16 protein-coding genes are annotated in these 17,601 nt (G+C 73.0%); 10 read left to right on the top strand and 6 right to left on the bottom strand.

Going from position 1 to position 17,601, the window contains the following annotated elements:
- Positions 1 to 66 precede the first annotated feature (66 nt).
- Positions 67 to 1,278 carry a PP2C family protein-serine/threonine phosphatase gene (locus AMK16_RS14465; RefSeq protein WP_242438726.1) on the bottom strand — a complete coding sequence of 404 codons (1,212 nt, stop codon included), beginning with the start codon at positions 1,276 to 1,278 and terminating at the stop codon, positions 67 to 69.
- 89 nt (positions 1,279 to 1,367) lie between these two features.
- Between AMK16_RS14465 and AMK16_RS14460 the strand changes: the two genes are divergently transcribed.
- From AMK16_RS14460 to AMK16_RS14450, 3 genes are all read left to right on the top strand, one after another.
- The gene (locus AMK16_RS14460) at positions 1,368 to 2,126 is read left to right on the top strand and encodes a VIT1/CCC1 transporter family protein (protein WP_079191506.1); all 759 of its coding nucleotides are present in this window, start codon (positions 1,368 to 1,370) and stop codon (positions 2,124 to 2,126) included.
- A 308-nt stretch (positions 2,127 to 2,434) separates the two neighbouring features.
- The gene (locus AMK16_RS14455) at positions 2,435 to 3,322 is read left to right on the top strand and encodes a TIGR01777 family oxidoreductase (RefSeq protein WP_073914585.1); all 888 of its coding nucleotides are present in this window, start codon (positions 2,435 to 2,437) and stop codon (positions 3,320 to 3,322) included.
- Positions 3,323 to 3,762: 440 nt separating this feature from the next.
- A complete protein-coding gene (locus tag AMK16_RS14450; RefSeq protein WP_073914583.1) occupies positions 3,763 to 5,046 on the top strand; it encodes an NAD(P)/FAD-dependent oxidoreductase in 1,284 nt (427 codons plus the stop codon).
- A 119-nt stretch (positions 5,047 to 5,165) separates the two neighbouring features.
- On the opposite strand, the gene AMK16_RS14445 is transcribed toward AMK16_RS14450, so the two are convergent.
- Positions 5,166 to 6,605 (bottom strand): regulator, encoded by a 1,440-nt coding sequence (locus AMK16_RS14445; protein ID WP_073914582.1) that lies wholly within the window; start codon positions 6,603 to 6,605, stop codon positions 5,166 to 5,168.
- 318 nt (positions 6,606 to 6,923) lie between these two features.
- On the opposite strand from AMK16_RS14445, the gene lipB reads away from it, so the two are divergent.
- From lipB to AMK16_RS14425, 4 genes are all read left to right on the top strand, one after another.
- Positions 6,924 to 7,724, top strand: coding sequence for a lipoyl(octanoyl) transferase LipB (gene lipB, locus AMK16_RS14440; RefSeq protein ID WP_073914580.1), 801 nt, complete (start codon positions 6,924 to 6,926; stop codon positions 7,722 to 7,724).
- Between the two features lie 109 nt (positions 7,725 to 7,833).
- The gene (gene lipA, locus AMK16_RS14435) at positions 7,834 to 8,787 is read left to right on the top strand and encodes a lipoyl synthase (RefSeq protein WP_073914579.1); all 954 of its coding nucleotides are present in this window, start codon (positions 7,834 to 7,836) and stop codon (positions 8,785 to 8,787) included.
- A gap of 292 nt (positions 8,788 to 9,079) precedes the next feature.
- On the top strand, positions 9,080 to 9,277 hold the full coding sequence (locus AMK16_RS14430) for an SCO2195 family GlnR-regulated protein (RefSeq protein ID WP_073916000.1): 198 nt from the start codon (positions 9,080 to 9,082) through the stop codon (positions 9,275 to 9,277).
- 10 nt (positions 9,278 to 9,287) lie between these two features.
- Positions 9,288 to 9,986: a DUF4191 domain-containing protein gene (locus tag AMK16_RS14425; RefSeq protein WP_073914576.1), complete on the top strand. Its 699-nt coding sequence runs from the start codon at positions 9,288 to 9,290 to the stop codon at positions 9,984 to 9,986.
- Positions 9,987 to 10,067: 81 nt separating this feature from the next.
- On the opposite strand, the gene AMK16_RS14420 is transcribed toward AMK16_RS14425, so the two are convergent.
- Complete coding sequence (locus AMK16_RS14420) at positions 10,068 to 10,535, bottom strand: RDD family protein (protein WP_073914575.1); 468 nt, start codon at positions 10,533 to 10,535, stop codon at positions 10,068 to 10,070.
- A gap of 186 nt (positions 10,536 to 10,721) precedes the next feature.
- Between AMK16_RS14420 and glnA the strand changes: the two genes are divergently transcribed.
- Positions 10,722 to 12,131 (top strand): type I glutamate--ammonia ligase, encoded by a 1,410-nt coding sequence (gene glnA, locus AMK16_RS14415; RefSeq protein ID WP_073914572.1) that lies wholly within the window; start codon positions 10,722 to 10,724, stop codon positions 12,129 to 12,131.
- A gap of 219 nt (positions 12,132 to 12,350) precedes the next feature.
- Entirely contained in the window at positions 12,351 to 12,578 is a 228-nt protein-coding gene (locus AMK16_RS36215; RefSeq protein WP_073914571.1) for a hypothetical protein, read from the top strand.
- Positions 12,579 to 12,630: 52 nt separating this feature from the next.
- Here AMK16_RS36215 and AMK16_RS14405 read toward each other — a convergent pair whose 3' ends face one another.
- Positions 12,631 to 13,284, bottom strand: a complete 654-nt coding sequence (locus AMK16_RS14405; RefSeq protein ID WP_073914568.1) for a TetR family transcriptional regulator — start codon at positions 13,282 to 13,284, stop codon at positions 12,631 to 12,633.
- Between the two features lie 85 nt (positions 13,285 to 13,369).
- Here AMK16_RS14405 and AMK16_RS14400 point away from each other — a divergent pair, with 85 nt between their 5' ends.
- The gene (locus tag AMK16_RS14400; RefSeq protein ID WP_073914567.1) at positions 13,370 to 14,167 is read left to right on the top strand and encodes an SDR family NAD(P)-dependent oxidoreductase; all 798 of its coding nucleotides are present in this window, start codon (positions 13,370 to 13,372) and stop codon (positions 14,165 to 14,167) included.
- Between the two features lie 5 nt (positions 14,168 to 14,172).
- On the opposite strand, the gene AMK16_RS14395 is transcribed toward AMK16_RS14400, so the two are convergent.
- The gene (locus tag AMK16_RS14395) at positions 14,173 to 14,691 is read right to left on the bottom strand and encodes a DUF4240 domain-containing protein (RefSeq protein ID WP_073914564.1); all 519 of its coding nucleotides are present in this window, start codon (positions 14,689 to 14,691) and stop codon (positions 14,173 to 14,175) included.
- A 211-nt stretch (positions 14,692 to 14,902) separates the two neighbouring features.
- Positions 14,903 to 17,587, bottom strand: a complete 2,685-nt coding sequence (gene aceE, locus AMK16_RS14390) for a pyruvate dehydrogenase (acetyl-transferring), homodimeric type (RefSeq protein WP_073914563.1) — start codon at positions 17,585 to 17,587, stop codon at positions 14,903 to 14,905.
- Positions 17,588 to 17,601: the final 14 nt, after the last annotated feature.

The following is a 17,601-nucleotide window of genomic DNA, read 5'->3' as shown; positions in this document are numbered from 1 at the left end:
ACCCCGGGCCGGCGGTGGACCCCGGGCCGACGGCGGACCCCGGGCGGGCGGTGGATCCGCTCCGGTTCATGCCGCTCCGGAGCCGTCCCCGGCCCCCGCCCCCGCTGCGGCGTCGCCGCCGGCATGGGCGGCGGTACGGGTGTGGGAGGGGGCGCGGGCCTCGGTACGGGCACCCGCTCCGGTACCGGTCCCGGTCCCGGAGCCGTCCAGCCAGAGCAGCAGCAGGGCCACGTCGTCGGCCGGACCGCCGTCCGTGAAGTCCGCCAGATCCCGCCACACCGCCCGCACCAGCCCGGCGGGGTCCCGCGCGACCACCGGCAGTCGGGAGGCCAGGGGGTAGAAGTGGCCCGTCGCATCCCGTGCCTCCGTCACGCCGTCGGTGTGCAGCAGGAACCGGTCCTCGGGTCGCACCGCCAGCTCCACCACCGGCGGCGGGCCGGGCCGTGCGAGACCCAGGCCCAGGGGCGGGCCCGGCTCCACGGCGACCTCCTCGACCACGCGCCCGCGCAGGCGCAGGGGCGCCGGGTGCCCGCAGGAGACGATCCGGACCAGGCCCAGCCCCGGCGGGAACTCCAGCAGCACCGCCGTCGCGAACAGCTCCGGGTGCTCGGCGGGGCCCGCCGCCGAGTCCGTCGCGAGCCGCCGGTCCAGCCGGGCCGCGACCGCCGCCAGCTCCGCGTCGTCCAGTACCGCCTCCCGGAAGGCACCGAGCAGCGCCGCCACCGTGCCGACCGCCGCCAGACCGTGCCCCTGGACGTCCCCGACCAGCGCCCGGACCCCGTAGGGCCCCGCCCGTACGTCGTACAGGTCGCCGCCCACCAGGGTGCCGCGCTGCGCCGCCCGGTAGAGCCCCGAGCACCGGACGGGGCCGACCCGGGGCGGCACCGGCGGCAGGACGGCCAGCTGCGCCGCCTCCGCCACCGTCCGTACGCTGACCAGCTGTGCGTCCCGGCGGCGCCGGACCCACGCGATCACCACGCTGAGCAGCCCGATGGCGGCCACCGTGGCCAGGTCCGAACCGCGGGCGTGGCCTATGCCGAGACTGGGGACCCCGAGCAGCAGGAGCACCAGGCCCGCGAAGAAGGCCGTCCCGGCAGGCCCGTACGCGAATGCGGCCACCGGGGGCAGGCCGGCCAGGAAATACCCCAGCTCGACGTCGCCCGGAGTGATCGCCTGGGCGAGCACCAGCACCACCAGGGCCACGGCGGGCGCGATCCGGGCCCAGCGCGGTGGTGGCTCCCCGCGCAGCCGTCCCCGCTCCTCGCGTCCGCGTCTCACCCCTCCACCCTGGTACGCGGGCCCGGCCCGCGCACCCCGGACCGGTCCGCCGGGTGGCTCGGCGCGGCCGCGGCCGCGACAGTGGTGGCGTGACGGGAAACGAAGGCTCCGACCAGGCCCCGGCACCGGCACACGTCGAGGCCCACGGCGGCCGGGGCGGCGGCGCGTCGAGCGCCCGGATCAGCACGCGGCTGAACTGGCTGCGGGCCGGGGTACTCGGGGCCAACGACGGGATCATCTCCACCGCCGGCCTGGTGGTCGGCGTGGCCGGGGCCACCACCTCGCGCACGGCGATCCTGGCGGCGGGCGTCGCCGGGCTGCTGGCGGGTTCGCTGTCGATGGCGGCGGGGGAGTACGTGTCGGTCAGCTCGCAGCGGGACTCCGAACGGGCCGCGCTGGACCTGGAGCGCCGCGAGCTGGCCGAGGAGCCGGAGGCGGAGCTCGACGAACTCACCGACCTGCTGGCCGAGCGGGGCCTCAGCCGGGATGTGGCCCGCCAAGCCGCCGAACAGCTGACGCGGCGGGACGCGCTGCGGGCCCACGCCCGGGTGGAACTGGGCATCAACCCCGACGAGCTGGCCAACCCGTGGCACGCGGCCTTCGCCAGCCTGGTGGCCTTCACGGTGGGCGCGCTGCTGCCGCTGGCGGCGATCATCCTGCCGGGGCCGTCCGCGCGGGTGCCGGTCACGGTGGTGGCCGTCCTGGCCGCGCTCACCCTGTGCGGGGTGGTCAGCGCGCGACTCGGCGGCGCGCCGACCGGGCGGGCGCTGCTGCGCAATGTGGCGGGCGGGGCGCTGGCCATGGCGGTCACCTACGCGGTGGGCACCTGGCTCGGGACGTCCACCTGACCCCCGGCCCCAGGTGGGCGCGCAGCACGGGTCGGCCCGCAGGGCAGCGCCGCGATGCCGCTGCGGGGGCGCTGCCCCCGCGCCCCTGCGCCTCAATCGCCGGCGGGGCTGGGTTTGGCTTCGGTCCGGGTGTGGCGCGTGCGACGCGGCCGTCCCTGCGCCTCAATCGCCGGCGGGGCTGGGTTTGGCTTCGGTCCGGGTGTGGCGTGTGCGATGCGGCCGTCCCTGCGCCTCAATCGCCGGCGGGGCGCCACGAGGGAGGGGCGTGGTTCGGCCGGGGCGGGAGGGGGACACGGCAGGATGGGGGCATGCGTATCGCGGTCACCGGTTCCACCGGGCTCATCGGCAGCGCCCTCGTGCGGTCCCTCCGGGCGGACGGGCACGAGGTGGTCCGGCTCGTGCGGCGGGCGCCCGCCGCCGCGGACGAGGCACGGTGGGATCCCGCCCGGGGGTACGTGGACCCCGACGGGCTGGCCGGCTGCGATGCCGTCGTGCACCTCGCCGGGGCCGGGGTCGGGGACCACCGGTGGACCGCCGCGTACAAGAAGGAGATCCGCGACAGCCGGGTCCTCGGCACGACCGCCATCGCTCTGGCCCTCGCCGCCCTCGACGCACCCCCCGCCGTGCTCGTGAGCGGTTCCGCCGTCGGCTATTACGGCGACACCGGCGACCGCGCCGTCGACGAGGACTCTCCGGCAGGCAACGGCTTCCTGTCCTCCGTCTGCGTGGAGTGGGAGGCGGCCGCGGCGCCCGCCCGCGCCGCCGGGATCCGCACCGCCTTCGCCCGCACCGGCCTGGTCGTCGCCCGCGAAGGCGGGGCCTGGGGACGGCTGTTCCCCGTCTTCCGCGCCGGCATCGGCGGCCGCCTCGGCAACGGCCGGCAGTACTGGCCCTTCATCTCCCTCCACGACGAGGTCGCGGCCCTGCGCCACATCATCGACACCCCCGCCCTCTCCGGGCCCGTCAACCTCACCGCGCCCCAGCCGCTGACCAACCGCCAGGTCACCGGAGCCATGGCCCGCGTGCTGCACCGGCCGGCGGTGCTGCCCGTACCGGCCGTGGTCCTGCGCGTGGCGCTCGGGGAGTTCGCGCAGGACGTGCTGGGCAGTCAGCGGGTCGTGCCCGGCCGCCTGCTGGAGTCCGGCTTCGCCTTCCGTCACCCCGGCATCGAGGACGCCATCCGCGCCGCGCTGTAGGGGTGCCCTACCGGTCGGACCGGGTCGGGGGGCGTGGCGCCGGGTGCCCCGCCCCGCCGCGTTGGCCCCGCCGCGTCAGCCCAGGCCCAGGCCCGGCCCGGCCCCGCCCGGCTCGCCCCGGCCCGGCCCGGCCCGGTGCGGTCCCGCCCCGCTCGGTGCCTGGCTCCGCTCCGCCCGGCTCGCCCCGGCCCCCCCCGGCCCGGCTCGGTGCGGTGCGGTCCCGCCCCGCCCCGGCTCGCCCCCGCCCCGCTCAGCCGGCCCCCGTCCCGTCCCGTCCCGCCTCGCTCGCCCCATGCGACCACCGTGCGACCGGTTGTGAGCCGTATGCGACCGCCGTGCGACCGGAGTTGACCGTAATACCCGGGCAAACTCGGGTTCCGCTGGAGCCGGTTGGGGGAAGGACGTCGAGACACAGCCGCGCCGACCTCGGGGAGGGGCACGTGCTCAGCAGCGCGCACCACGCCGCACACCACGCCGCACACCATGCGGACGTCGTCATCGTAGGAGCCGGGGTCTCGGGACTCGCGGCCGCGCACCACCTGATCGCGGCGGGGGTCACCGTCACCGTCCTGGAGGCCGCCGACGACCCGGGCGGCCGCATGGCCACCCAGTACGTCGACGGTTTCCGGCTCGACCGGGTCGGCCAGTTGCTCAACACCTCCTACACGGAGCTCGAACGCACCCCGGGCCTGGAAGGCCTCACCCTGCGCACCTTCGCGCCCGGGGTCCTGGTCCACACCGACGGCAAACAGCTCCGGGCCGGGGCCCTCACCCCCGCCCGCGCCCTCGCCAGCGGCTCCCTCGACCAGGCCCGGCTCAGCGCCGCCCTCGGGCGGCTCGCCGCCCTGCCCGAGGAACGCCTGCTCGCCCGGCCCGAACGGAGCGCACTGTCCGCCCTGCGCAGCCGCGGCCTGCCGCAGCGCACCCTGGGCGGAGTGCTCCGCCCGCTGCTCGCCACCCTGCTCCGCGACCCGGACCTCACCACCTCCAGCCGGGTCGCCGACCTCGCCCTGCGCGGCTTCGCCCGCGGCCGCCTCGCCGTGCCCGAGGGCGGCGCGGCCGTCCTGCCCGGCCTGCTCGCCTCGGCGCTGCCGCCCGGCACCGTCCGCACCGGGGTCCGGGTCCGGTCGGTGGCGACCAACCTCGTCACCACCGCGGACCACGGCGACTTCCGCTGCCGCTCCGTCCTGCTGGCCACCGGGGCCCGCGCCGCCGCCGAACTCCTGCCAGGCCTGCGGGTGCCCCGCTTCCACGAGGTCACCGTCCTGCACCACGCCACCGCCACACCCCTGCCCTGGGACGGTTCGCTGCTCCTGGACGGCAACCCCGGGTGGCCCGTCTCCCACACCACCGTGATCAGCGCCGTCGACCCGGCGCGTGCCCCGGCCGGCCGCAGCCTCGTCACCACTACCGTGCTGGGTCCGCCGCCGCCCGCGCGCACGGTCGCCTCGCGCCTCGCCCGCCTCTACGGGACCACCACCCGCGACTGGGACCTGCTGGCCGTCCACCACACCCCGCAGGCCGTTCCCGCCATGCCCCCGCCGTACGACGCGCGGCGCCCGGTCCGCGTCCTGGCCGGCCTGTACGTGTGCGGGGACCACCGCGACACCAACACCGTCCAGGGCGCCCTGCACTCGGCCCGCCGCGCCACCGCCGCGGTCCTGCGCGACTTCGGCATCCCGATCCCGGCCTCCCGCAACAGCGCCTACCCGGTGGCGGCCTGACACCACCGGCCAGGGAGCCCGCCGCGACCGCGGGCCCCGCCCCGGCGGCGGCCGTCGGCCCGGGCGGCGCCCCCGGTCCCGGCCCGGGCGGGGCCTCAGGACAGGGCCGGGCGGCGGCCTCAGGACAGGGCCGCCACCCGGTCCCGGTACGTCCGCACCGCCGCGGCGTCCCGGTACGGCTCCAGCCGCCGCTCGAAGTCCCGTACGTACTCCACCGCGCGCACCGACCGCATCTCCATCGCCTGCTGCGCCGCCTCTGCCCCCAGCGCGCACGCCTGGTCCAGCTCGCCCAGCCCCAGCCGCGCCGTCGCCAGCACCACCCGGCAGAACAACCGGGAACGCGCGTACCCCGGCGCCCTCAGCTGCAGCGACCGCTCCGCGTGCTGCGCCGAGGCCCGGTACTGCTGGAGGTCCCGGTGGCAGTGGCCGAACTCGTCCGCCAGCTGCGCCTCGTCGTAGAACCGGGCCCAGTGCGGCACGTCGTCTCCCGGCCGGGCCGCCCCCAGCGCCCGCTCCGCCCGCACCAGGGAGGCCGTCGAGGCCCGGACCTCGCCCAGCACCGCGTGCCCGCGCGCCTCCGCCGAGTGCAGGAGCGCCTGCACCACCGGCGGCGGTCCGGAGCCGATGCCCTGCTGGGCCACCCGGGCCAGCTGCACCGCCTCCCGGCCGTGCCCGAGGTAGACGGCCTGCCGGCTCATGGTGATGAGCACGTACGACCCGTACGGCCGGTCCGCGGCGGCCTGTGCGAGCCGCAGCGCCTGCACGAAGTACCGCTGGGCGAGCCCGTGCGCGGCGATGTCGTACGAGGTCCAGCCCGCGAGCCGGGTCAGATCGGCGGCGGCCGAGAACAGCCGGCGCCCGGTGGTCTCCCCGTAGGTCCCGCGGAGCATCGGCTCGGCCTCGTGCTCCAGGTAGCGCACGAGGGCCTGCCGGGCGTGCCCGCCGCCGTAGGCGTGGTCCAGGGTGCGGAAGAGGTCGCCGACCGATCTCAGCGCGGCGATGTCCCCGCCCGTCACCCGCTGCCCGGGCCCCCGGTCGATCTGCCGCTGCCGGGGCACCGCGGTCCGGCCCTGCACCGGGACCCGGGGCGCCGCCGGGTCCGCGCCCCTGCCCACCCGCTCGTCGGCCCGCCCGATCAGCCAGTCCCGGCTCGGCACGACCAGCCCCGCCGGGGTGAAGGCGATCTTCCGGAGCTCGGCGTGGGAGCCGGAGTCCTTGCGCCACAGGCCGCTGGCGATGTCGACGGCCTCCTCCGGGGTGGCCGCGAACTCCAGTCCCGCGTACACGGGCGCGCATGCGTCCAGCCCCAGGTCCTGCGCGGACAGCCGCCGCCCCAGGCGCCGGGTGAAGACCTCCGCGATCAGCGCGGGCGTGGTCCCGCGCGGCTGCTGCCCGCGCAGCCAGCGGGTCACGGAGGTCTTGTCGTACCGCAGGTCGAGACCGTGCTCCAGACCGAGCTGGTCGACGCGGCGGGCGAGCCCGGCGTTGGAGAACCCGGCTTCCGCGATCAGTGCCGCGAGCTGCCGGTTGGGGACGCGCTGGGCAGGTCGTTCCGTCATCGGCTCCACGGTCTCCTGACGTGACGGACCGGGGGCCCGGCCCTGTGAACGGCGTGAATGTAGCGGCCAACTCCGCCCGCACCGCCCTGTCTGTCCCACATTCATCCGATCGTGTGCAGAGCAATTCGGAGGGTGGACGCGCCCCGTGGCCGATAACGGCCGCCGCCCGCCGCCACGCGCCGGCGAGGACCCGGACCGCGCCCGCTCCGGGGCCGCCGCCGCCCTGCGGACCGGGGCCCTGAGGGAGCGCGCGCAGGCCGCCGTACCCTTGGCTGGTGCGATACGTGCACACAGCAGGTTCAACGAGGAGGCGCTGCGGTGGCTGAGCTTGGGTTTGTCCATCTGGGCTTCGGACCCGAATCCGTCGAGTACACCCGGGCCTGGGAAGAGCAGCGCAGGGTGCACGCCGCCCGTTTCGCGGACGAGGTCGAGGACACCTGCCTGCTGGTGGAGCACCTGCCCGTCTACACCGCGGGCCGTCGTACCGACCCCAGCGAGCGCCCGCTCGACGGCACGCCCGTCGTGGACGTGGACCGCGGCGGCAAGATCACCTGGCACGGGCCCGGCCAGCTGGTCGGCTATCCGATCATGAAGCTGCCCCGGCCGGTCGACGTGGTCGCCCACGTCCGCCGCCTGGAGGAGGCGCTGATCCGCACCGCCGCCGATTTCGGTCTGGAGACCACCCGGGTCGAGGGCCGCAGCGGCGTCTGGGTGCTCGGTGACCCGGTGGAGGACCGGCCCGTGATCGGCGGGCTCTCCCTCGACCTCGACCCGCGACTGCACGACGAGGAATTCGACGCGCGGCTGGGCGGCCCCGAGTACGCGCCGTCCAACGCCGGTCAGCGCCGCGAGGACCGCAAGCTCGCCGCCATCGGCATCCGCGTCGCCAAGGGCGTCACGATGCACGGCTTCGCGATCAACGTGAACCCGGACAACACCTGGTTCGACCGGATCGTGCCCTGCGGCATCCGGGACGCGGGTGTGACCTCGCTCTCCTACGAGCTGGGCCGCGAGATCACCATCGCCGAGGTGCTCCCCGTCGTCGAGCGTCACCTGAAGGACGTACTGGAGCACGCGGATCTCAGGCCCCGTGAGGTCGAGGCCGTCGCGGGCTCCTGACGGCCCGGGAATGGGACCGGCCGCCCGCAGGTTGGCCGACGTAAGAGCGTATGAAATTACGGGCGTACCCTGGTGGACGCCGAAGAATCGAAGTCACAGGGAGCCGGTCGTGTCCGCAGTCGCACCCGACGGACGCAAGATGCTGCGCCTGGAGGTCCGTAACGCCCAGACGCCCATCGAGCGCAAGCCCGAGTGGATCAAGACCCGGGCGAAGATGGGTCCCGAGTACACCAAGATGCAGGCCCTGGTGAAGGGCGAAGGACTGCACACCGTGTGCCAGGAAGCCGGCTGCCCGAACATCTACGAATGCTGGGAGGACCGCGAGGCCACCTTCCTCATCGGCGGCGACCAGTGCACCCGGCGCTGTGACTTCTGCCAGATCGACACCGGCAAGCCCGAGGCCCTGGACCGGGACGAGCCCCGCCGCGTCGGCGAGTCCGTCGTCACCATGGACCTCAACTACGCCACCATCACCGGCGTCGCCCGCGACGACCTGGCCGACGGCGGCGCCTGGCTGTACGCGGAGACCGTGCGCCAGATCCACCAGCAGACGGCGGGCCGCGAGAGCGGCCACACCAAGGTCGAGCTGCTGGCCCCCGACTTCAACGCGGTCCCGGAGCTGCTGGAGGAGGTCTTCGCCTCCCGCCCCGAGGTCTTCGCGCACAACGTCGAGACGGTGCCGCGGATCTTCAAGCGGATCCGGCCCGGCTTCCGCTACGAGCGGTCCCTCGACGTGATCACCAAGGCGCGCGCCTACGGCCTGGTCACCAAGTCGAACCTGATCCTCGGCATGGGTGAGGAGCGCGAGGAGGTCACCCAGGCCCTGAAGGACCTGCACGAGGCCGGCTGCGAGCTCATCACCATCACCCAGTACCTGAGGCCCTCGCCGCGGCACCACCCCGTCGAGCGCTGGGTGAAGCCGGCCGAGTTCGTCGAGCTGGCGAAGGAGGCCGAGGAGATCGGCTACTCCGGTGTGATGTCCGGCCCGCTGGTCCGGTCCTCCTACCGTGCGGGCCGCCTCTACCAGCAGGCGATGGAGAAGCGGAGCCGAGCCGGGGCGTGAGCGGAACCCGCCCGGCACGGCGACGCGGCGCGCGCCGGCCTGCCGGCTCGGTGTGACGCGCGCTACGCGGTGGACTGTGTGAAGTCACGCACAAAGTCTTACCACTGAGTAACACGACATCGGCGCGGCCCCTAGGCTCTTTCGAGGAAGAGCCCGGCGGGCCGCGTCAGTGTGTACAACGTGTCCATCACATTTGACCGACCGGTCATGCGCTGGTAACACCGTTGAGTGACGCTGGATCCACGCACCGCTACCGCACTGCCGACGTAGTTCCGTGAAAGGGATCGACATCATGCAGGCCGCGCCCGTACGCGCCATCGCCATCCCGACCTTCTCCGACGCCTTCCGGGGCTTCGAGTCGCTGCTCATGAGCGGCGCTCGCCGCAACGCCTGGACCGCGGTGCTGGAGGACCGCCGCAGGGCCCAGGACCGCGTCGAAACCGAACACGTACTTGAGGCCGCGGCGACCCGGACCCCTCGGGCCACGTAAACTTCGCTGTATGGCGAGGAAGTCAAACGCAGAGACTGCTGCGAACCCCGGGCGACTGAAGCAGATCGCCCTGACGTACAAGATGACGCGCAAGGCCGACCCGAAGGTCGGTCTGATCGTCGCGGGCGTGGGAATCGTCACCTTCGGTGTCTTTCTTGCGATCGGCTTCCTGATCGGCCACCCGGTCTACCTGGGCATCCTGGGCCTCCTGGTGGCGTTCCTCGCGATGGCGATCGTCTTCGGACGACGGGCCGAGCGGGCTGCCTTCGGGCAGATGGAGGGGCAGCCGGGCGCTGCCGCGGCCGTACTGGACAACGTGGGACGGGGCTGGACGACCACCCCGGCCGTCGCGATGACCCGGCAGCAGGACATCGTCCACCGGGCCGTGGGCAAGGCCGGCGTCGTGCTGATCGCCGAGGGCAACCCGAACCGCGTGAAGCCGCTGCTCGCGAACGAGAAGAAGAAGCTGGCCCGGATCATGCCGGACGTGCCGGTCCACGACTTCATCGTCGGCACGGGCGAGGGCGAGGTGCCGCTCAAGAAGGTGCGCACGACGCTGCTCAAGCTGCCGCGCGTACTGGCCGGCCCCCAGATCACCCAGGTCAACGACAAGCTGCGGGCCATGGGTGACCTCATGAGCAACATGCCGCTGCCGAAGGGCCCGATGCCCAAGGGCATGCGGATGCCGCGCGGCGGCAAGATGCGCTGACCGTCCGGCCGATCTCCGTATACGACACAGGGGCGCCCCTGTGTCGTCCCTCGTCCGGGGTGCCCGGCGTCGTCCGTACGGCTAGATGCGGACCTGAACGGCGCGGGCGAGCCGGTCGTGCAGACCGCGGCCGTCCCGGTCCCAGATCAGCGCCGGGACGACCAGGGCCAGCAGCACGGTGCGCAGCACCACGCGGGCGGTGCCGAGGCGGCCGCCGTCCTCCGCGATCACCCGGAGTCCCACGATCCGCTTGCCGGGGGTGAAGCCCACGGTGCCGACCGTCAGGATGCTCAGCGCCAGGAAGACCCACAGCGTCCAGCTGCGGGCACCGGCCACGTCACCGCCCGTGATCAGGCCGTACGCGATGAGCAGACAGGCGGCCCAGTCGATCGCGATGGCCGCGAGCCGGCGGCCGAACCGCGCCACCGAGCCGGGCCCGTGCTGCGGCAGCCCGAGGCGCGCGCCCGGATGGCCGAAGTCGACGCCCATCTCCTCGGCGGCCGCGCGGGGGCCGGAAAGCCAGGATCCGATTGCTTGCCTGTTGTCCACCCGACCACGGTACCCGTGGTGCCTCACGGCCTCCGGCCGGGACCCTGGTTAACTTGTGCGAAACAAATGGGTCATGCTTGAGAAATCCCGTCTGCTTATGGTCGGGTCAGCGTGCGGCACCGCACTGACGCGCCACGAGCTACAAAGCCCGTCCCTCCCCCGGGGACCGGGAGTAGGAGGAGTTGGATGTTCCAGAACGCCGACGAAGTGAAGCAGTACATCGAGGAGAACGACGTCAAGTTCGTCGACGTCCGCTTCTGTGACCTGCCTGGTGTGATGCAGCACTTCACCATCCCGGCTCGGGCATTCGACCCGGCGGAGGAGCTCGCCTTCGACGGCTCTTCCATCCGCGGCTTCCAGGCGATCCACGAGTCCGACATGGCGCTGCGCGCCGACATCACCACCGCGCGCCTGGACCCGTTCCGCAAGGACAAGACGCTCAACATCAACTTCTTCATCCACGACCCGATCACGGGTGAGGCCTACAGCCGCGACCCGCGCAACATCGCGAAGAAGGCCGAGGCGTACCTCGCCTCCACCGGCATCGCCGACACCGCGTACTTCGGCCCCGAGGCCGAGTTCTACGTGTTCGACAGCGTGCGCTTCGCGACCACCGCGAACGAGAGCTTCTACCACATCGACTCCGAGGCCGGCGCCTGGAACACCGGTTCCGAGGAGAACAACCGCGGTTACAAGGTCCGCTACAAGGGTGGTTACTTCCCCGTAGCACCGGTCGACCACTTCGCCGACCTGCGCGCCGAGATCTCCCTGGAGCTCGACGCCCAGGGGCTGCAGGTCGAGCGCCAGCACCACGAGGTCGGCACCGGCGGCCAGGCCGAGATCAACTACAAGTTCAACACGCTGCTCGCCGCGGCCGACGACCTGATGCTCTTCAAGTACGTCGTGAAGAACGTCGCCTGGCGCAACGGCAAGACCGCGACCTTCATGCCGAAGCCCATCTTCGGTGACAACGGCTCGGGCATGCACGTGCACCAGTCGCTCTGGGCGAACGGCGACCCGCTGTTCTACGACGAGGCCGGTTACGCGGGCCTGTCGGACACCGCGCGCTACTACATCGGCGGCATCCTCAAGCACGCCCCGTCGCTGCTGGCGTTCACCAACCCGACGGTGAACTCCTACCACCGCCTGGTGCCCGGCTTCGAGGCGCCGGTCAACATGGTGTACTCGCAGCGCAACCGCTCCGCCGCGATGCGCATCCCGATCACGGGCTCGAACCCGAAGGCCAAGCGCGTCGAGTTCCGCGCCCCGGACCCGTCGTCCAACCCGTACCTGGCGTTCTCGGCCCTCCTGCTGGCCGGCCTCGACGGCATCAAGAACAAGATCGAGCCGATGGAGCCGATCGACAAGGACCTCTACGAGCTCTCGCCCGACGAGCACGCGAGCGTCCCGCAGGTCCCGACCAGCCTGGACGCGGTCCTCAAGGCCCTGGAGGAGGACCACGAGTACCTCCTCGCCGGTGGTGTCTTCACCCCCGACCTGATCGAGACCTGGATCGACTACAAGCGCACGCACGAGATCGCCCCGATCGCCCTGCGTCCGCACCCGCACGAGTTCGAGATGTACTTCGACCTGTAAAAAAAACGGGTCGCGCCGGTCGCGCCTGGTGAAGGCCCCTCTCGGCTCTCTTCGGAGAGCCGAGAGGGGCCTTCTGCTTTTGACAGCCCGCCCGTACCGAGTGAGGGTGGAAGAGACCTAAATGCCGGATAAGCGAGACATGTGCGGAGGTGCATGGAAATGCGCCGTAGGATCGTCGGAGTACTCATCGCCGGAGCTGCCGGAGCGACACTCGGTCTGATGCCCCTCGCCAGTGCCTCGGCGAACGACGGGTGTGGCCACGACTCGGGCTGGAGCGACAGCGGCCACCACCACGCTCGCTGGCACAACGCGAGCTGGGACGACGACGACTGGAACAACGACAACTGGCACGGCGGCAACTGGCACCACGGCCGTGGCGGCGACGGCGGCTGGGACCACGACCGCGGGTGGAACAACGACGCCGACTGGGGCAGCTGGCACCACTGAGCTCCGAGCGCACCGAGCGCACCCCCAACCGATGCCCCTGCACCGCTGCCCGTCAGCGGAGCAGGGGCATCGCGCCGGTCAGCTCGCGCAGGCAGCGCACCGCGAGTTCGGCGGGTGAGCCGGGCCCCGCGACCGGGCCGTCGGTGGCCGACCACAGCTCCAGGGCGATCCGGATCGCGTCCGTCGCCGCGGCGGCCAGGAGGCGGACGCCCAAGGGGTCGGCGTCCGGCCCGGCCAGCCGGGCGAGCACCGGGACCAGCCGCTCCTCCGATTCCTGGTTCACGCGGTACCAGACCGCCCTCAGGGCCTCGTCGTCCGCCGCCGCGCGCAGCAGGCCGCGCGTCACCTCCAGGCCCTCCGCGACCGCCTGTGTGCCGCTCAGGGACCGGGTGACCGCCCGCTCCAGCGCCTCGGCCGGCGGCGTGCCGGGATCCTCCTCGGCGAGCAGCGCCCGCCAGGCGTCCCCGCCGCCCGCCAGCAAGGGGGCCACCGCGTCCTGCTTGCTGCGGAAATAGCGGTAGAACGTGCGCAGCGCCACCCCCGCCCGGTGGGCGATGTCCTCGGCCGTGGTGCCGTCCGGGCCGCGCTCGGCGAACAGCTCGCAGGCCGCCCGCGCGATGTCGAGCTGGGTGGCGGCCTTGCGGCGCTCGGTGAGCGACTGCGCTCCGGAAGCGGCCTGAGGGGCGTAGGGGCGGGGGGATCTCACGGGTGAAGCGTACTCCCCGAGAACCTGTCACTGACAATAAGAGCCACTCTGGCAAAACGTGCCACGGCTTCGGTACGCTCGCCGCATGAACCGTTACGAAGGACGCCGCGTCCTCATCACCGGCGGCGGCTCCGGCATCGGCCGGGCCACCGTGCACCGCATCCTCGCCGAGGGCGGCCGCGTCCACGCGGTGGACGTCAGCGAAACCGGCCTCAAGGGCACCGCCGACCAGGCGGCCGGGCACGGGCACCCGCCCGCGGTGGCCGGGCAGGGGGCCGCGGGCCGCCTCACCACCGCCGTCCTCGACATATCCGACGAGAACGCGGTCACGGACGGCGTGGCCGCCGCCGTGGAGGCGCTCGGCGGGATCGACGTCCTGGTCAACGCCGCGGGCATCCTGCGCTCCGCGCACACCCACCGCACCACGCTCGACCTGTGGAACAAGGTCATCGGGGTCAACCTGACGGGCACCTTCCTGATGATCCGTGAAGCGCTGCCGGCCCTGCTGGCGGGCGACCGGCCCGTCGTCGTGAACTTCAGCTCCACCTCGGCGTCCTTCGCCCACCCCTACATGTCCGCCTACGCGGCCAGCAAGGGCGGCATCCAGTCCATGACCCACGCGCTGGCCGCCGAGTACAGCAAGCAGGGCCTGCGCTTCGTCTCCGTCGCTCCCGGCTCCATCGAGAGCGGCATGACCACCGGAGGCGGCCCCGGTCTGCCCGAGGACACCGACTGGTCGCTCTTCACCAAACTGGCCCCCGCGCTCGGCCAGGGCTTCGCCGGCCCCGAGACCGTGGCCGGCGTCGTCGCCATGCTGGGCTCCGAGGACGGCGCCTTCATCACGGGCACGGAGATCCGCATCGACGGCGGCACCCACTACTGACGGGCTCAGCCCCTGAAGCGGTCCCAGAGCCGGGGGAAGCGCTCCGCGAGCACCGCTTCGTTCTCGAAGTCCAGCGGGGTGCCCTCCGGTTCCGCCGCCTGCAACGGGACGCCCAGATCCGGCGCCACCGACCCGGTCAGCTGCTCGTACGCCTCGTCGGCCGCGTATCCCAGCTCCTCGCCGTCCCCGTCGAGCTCCTCGTCGAAGTCGCCCAGCAGCTCCGCCAGATGGTCCGGATCGTGCACGGCGCCCTCGAAGACCTCCCGGCCCTGGCCGATCAGCCAGCAGCGGAAGTAGTCGAAGGCGTCGTCGCTGGCCCCGTCCAGCAGCACCCAGGCGGCGCCCCACAGGTCCCAGGTGTACGCCCGGTTGTACCGCGACTCGAAGTGCCGGGCGAAGTCCAGGACGGAGTCCGGATCGAGCTGCGCCAACCGCTCCACGAGCAGCTCGGCGTGCTCCTCGGGGTCGCCGTCGGCGGCCTCGCGGGTACGGTCGACGATCTCCCAGAACTCCGTCTCGTCCATCACCGCTCCAGCATCACGGGTCCGCCCCCGCGCCGCCACCGCGCCTACCGCGAAAGGCCGGTGTCCGCCCCCCGCGTGGCCGCATCCGCCGCGCGCCCCGCCGTTCGCCCCCTCCCCGGCCGGCCGTCCGCCCGGGCCCCCTTCCACCACGCGGTGAGGCGGCCCGCCCCCGAAGGGGCGGACCGCCTCACGGTCGCACGACACACGCGGCTCAGAGGCCGTAGCGCTCCCGTGCCTCCTTGACGCTGGACGCCGGAACCTCGCCGCGGCGGGCGAGCTGGGCCAGCGCGGCCACGACGATCGACGGGGCGTCGACACCGAAGTGGCGGCGGGCGCCCTCACGGGTGTCGGACAGGCCGAAGCCGTCCGTACCCAGCGAGGTCCAGTCCTGCTCGACCCACTGGCTGATCTGGTCCGGGACCTGGCGCATCCAGTCGGAGACGGCGAGGACCGGGCTCGTGACGCCCTCCAGCGCGCGGGTCACGTACGGGGTGCGCACCTCGCCGCGCAGCAGCGCCTCGTCGCACTCCAGCGCGTCGCGCCGCAGCTCGCCCCAGGAAGTGGCGGACCAGACGTCGGCGGCGACGTTCCAGTCGGCGGCGAGGAGCTTCTGCGCCTCCAGCACCCAGTGGATCGCCGTGCCGGAAGCCATCAGCTGCACCTTCGGGGCGTCGGCGGCCGGGGCCGCCTCCGCGAGGTCCGCCGCCGTGTTGAAGCGGTACAGGCCCCTGAGGATGCCTTCCTCGACGCCCTCGGGCATCGCGGGCTGCACCTTGGGCTCGTTGTAGACCGTCAGGTAGTAGAAGACGTCTTCCGGCTGCTCGCCGTACATGCGGCGCAGACCGTCCTTGACGATCACCGCGATCTCGTACGCGAAGGCCGGGTCGTAGTTGAGCGACGCCGGGTTCGTGGACGCGATCAGGTGCGAGTGGCCGTCCGCGTGCTGGAGGCCCTCACCGGTCAGCGTGGTGCGGCCGGCGGTGGCGCCGACGATGAAGCCCTTGCCGAGCTGGTCGGCGAGCTGCCACATCTGGTCGGCGGTGCGCTGCCAGCCGAACATCGAGTAGAAGATGTAGAAGGGGATCATCGGCTCGCCGTGCGTCGCGTAGGACGTGCAGGCGGCGATGAAGTCGGCCATGGCCCCGGCCTCGGTGATCCCCTCGTTGAGGATCTGGCCGTCCTTGGCTTCCTTGTAGTACATGAGCTGGTCGCGGTCGACCGGCTCGTAGGTCTGGCCCAGCGGGGAGTAGATGCCGGCCGACGGGAAGAGGGACTCCATGCCGAAGGTACGGGCCTCGTCGGGGACGATCGGCACCCAGCGCCTGCCGGTCTCCTTGTCCCGCATCAGGTCCTTGACGAGCCGGACGAAGGCCATGGTGGTGGCCATCTCCTGCTTGCCGGAACCCTTGAGCAGCGGGGCGAAGGAGCGCTCGGCCGGAGCCGGCAGGGCCACGTGCTTGACCTTGCGGGCCGGGGCGGGGCCGCCGAGCGCCGCGCGGCGCTCGTTCAGGTACTGGACCTCGGGGCTGTTCGCACCGGGGTGGCCATACGGGACCTGGCCGTCGGCGAAGGCGCTGTCCGGGATCGGGAGGCCGAGGCGGTCGCGCATGTCCTTGAACTCGTCGACCGTCAGCTTCTTCATCTGGTGGTTCGCGTTCTTCGACTCGAACCCGGCGCCCAGCGTGTAGCCCTTGACGGTCTGCGCCAGGATGACCGTCGGCGCGCCCTGGTGCTCCAGGGCGGCCTTGTACGCGGCGTAGACCTTGCGGGGCTCGTGGCCGCCGCGGGAGCTGTGGAAGCACTCGGCGATCTTCGCGTCGGACAGGACGGCCGCCAGCTGCGTGAGCTCGGCGTTCGCGCCGAAGAAGTGCCGGCGGATGTACGCCACGTCGCGGGTCGCGTACGTCTGGAACTGCGCGTCCGGTACCTCGCGCAGACGCCGTACCAGCGCGCCCGTGGTGTCGAGCTGGAACAGCTCGTCCCAGGCGGATCCCCACAGCGACTTGATGACGTTCCAGCCGGCGCCGCGGAACTGGGCCTCCAGCTCCTGCACCACGCGGAAGTTCGCGCGGACCGGACCGTCGAGTCGCTGGAGGTTGCAGTTGATGACGAAGGTCAGGTTGTCGAGCTGTTCGCGCGAGGCGAGGGCCAGGGCGGCCGTCGACTCGGGCTCGTCCATCTCGCCGTCGCCCAGGAAGGCCCACACGTGCGAGCCCGCGGTGTCCTTGATGCCGCGGTTGTGCAGGTAGCGGTTGAAGCGCGCCTGGTAGATCGCGGAGAGCGGGCCGAGGCCCATGGAGACCGTGGGGAACTCCCACAGCCAGGGCAGGCGCCGCGGGTGGGGGTAGGACGGCAGGCCGTTGCCGCCGGACTCCTGGCGGAAGTTGTCGAGCTGCTGCTCGGAGATCCGGCCGTCGAGGAAGGCGCGGGCGTAGATGCCGGGGGAGGCGTGGCCCTGGATGTAGAGCTGGTCGCCCGACCCGTCGGTCTCCTTCCCGCGGAAGAAGTGCTGGAAGCCGGTCTCGTAGAGCCAGGCAGCCGAGGCGAAGGTGGCGATGTGGCCGCCGACGCCGTACTTGGAGCCGCGGGTCACCATGGCGGCCGCGTTCCAGCGGTTCCAGGCGGTGATCCTGGCTTCCATCTCCATGTCGCCGGGGAACTGAGGCTCCGCGGCGGTGGGGATGGTGTTGACGTAGTCCGTCTCCAGCAGCTTCGGCAGGGCGAGGCCGGCGGCCTCGGCGTGCTGGAGCGTGCGGCGGAGCAGGTATTCGGCGCGGCGCGTACCGGCGGCCTGTGCGACGGCGTCGAGGGAGGCCGCCCATTCGGCGGTCTCCTCGGTGTCGCGGTCCGGGAGCTGGTCGAGCTCGCTCGGAAGCTTTCCTACGGGGTCGGACATCGGTGTGCGCCGCC

The organism is Streptomyces sp. CB00455, from assembly GCF_001905445.1.
GTDB lineage: Bacteria > Actinomycetota > Actinomycetes > Streptomycetales > Streptomycetaceae > Streptomyces.
This window is presented reverse-complemented; position numbering and strand designations above follow the sequence as displayed.

Coding starts and splice junctions, on each gene's coding strand:
- AMK16_RS14455 (WP_073914585.1), top strand. CDS start 2,435: ATGCGTATCGCGGTCACCGGTTCCACCGGGCTCATCGGCAGCGCCCTC.
- AMK16_RS14445 (WP_073914582.1), bottom strand. CDS start 6,605: ATGACGGAACGACCTGCCCAGCGCGTCCCCAACCGGCAGCTCGCGGCA.
- AMK16_RS14430 (WP_073916000.1), top strand. CDS start 9,080: ATGCAGGCCGCGCCCGTACGCGCCATCGCCATCCCGACCTTCTCCGAC.
- AMK16_RS14425 (WP_073914576.1), top strand. CDS start 9,288: ATGGCGAGGAAGTCAAACGCAGAGACTGCTGCGAACCCCGGGCGACTG.
- glnA (WP_073914572.1), top strand. CDS start 10,722: ATGTTCCAGAACGCCGACGAAGTGAAGCAGTACATCGAGGAGAACGAC.
- AMK16_RS36215 (WP_073914571.1), top strand. CDS start 12,351: ATGCCCCTCGCCAGTGCCTCGGCGAACGACGGGTGTGGCCACGACTCG.
- AMK16_RS14400 (WP_073914567.1), top strand. CDS start 13,370: ATGAACCGTTACGAAGGACGCCGCGTCCTCATCACCGGCGGCGGCTCC.
- AMK16_RS14395 (WP_073914564.1), bottom strand. CDS start 14,691: ATGGACGAGACGGAGTTCTGGGAGATCGTCGACCGTACCCGCGAGGCC.
- aceE (WP_073914563.1), bottom strand. CDS start 17,587: ATGTCCGACCCCGTAGGAAAGCTTCCGAGCGAGCTCGACCAGCTCCCG.